The 997-nt window shown below is 30.5% G+C and carries 1 protein-coding gene; it reads right to left on the reverse strand.

The features are described 5' to 3' along the window. Window positions 1-997, reverse strand: a 997-nt coding sequence (locus MBCUT_RS11115; RefSeq protein WP_211263745.1) for a hypothetical protein, incomplete at both ends; no start/stop codon positions are given.

Raw genomic sequence — 997 nt, forward strand, 5'->3', positions numbered from 1 at the left:
TAGTGACATTGTCAACATTGTTGTTAGTGCCTAAGTCTGCATTTCCATTGTTAGTTAAATTACCAAGGTTGTTATTTTCACCAGTAACAGATAAATCGCCGTTATTGGTAACATTACCTAATGCATTGTTACCACCAACTGTAGTATTTCCATCGTTAATGAGATTATCGATAGTATTATTAGCACCTAAATCAGCATTACCAGAGTTATTCAAATTACCAACATTATTATTCTCACCAATAACAGACAAATTACCATTACCATTATTAGTAACATTACCTAACACATTGTTACCACCAACAGTAGTATTACCATCGTTAATAAGATTATCAACACTATTATTAGCACCCAAATCAGCATTACCAGAGTTATTCAAATTACCAACGTTATTATTTTCACCAGTAACAGATAAATCACCATTATTAGTAATATTGCCTAATGCATTGTTACCACCAACAGTAGTATTACCATCGTTAATAAGATTATCAACACTATTATTAGCACCCAAATCAGCATTACCAGAGTTATTCAAATTACCAACGTTATTATTTTCACCAGTAACAGATAAATCACCATTATTAGTAATATTGCCTAATGCATTGTTACCACCAACAGTAGTATTACCATCGTTAATAAGATTATCAACACTATTATTAGCACCCAAATCAGCATTACCAACATTAGTCAAATCACCAACATTATTATTCTCACCAATAACAGACAAATCACCATTATTAGTAACATTGCCTAATTCATTGTTACCACCAACAGTAGTATTACCATCGTTAATTAGATTATCAACACTATTATTAGCACCTAAATCAGCATTACCACTATTAGTTAAATCACCAATAGTATTATTTTCACCAATAACAGATAAATCACCGTTATTGGTAACATTGCCTACTATATTATTATTGCCAATAGTAACATTATCATAGATTACAATATCAGAAGAACCAGTACTATCAGTATTATTAACTATAACATTATCATT

This window comes from Methanobrevibacter cuticularis (genome assembly GCF_001639285.1).
Taxonomy (GTDB): Archaea; Methanobacteriota; Methanobacteria; order Methanobacteriales; family Methanobacteriaceae; genus Methanobaculum; species Methanobaculum cuticulare.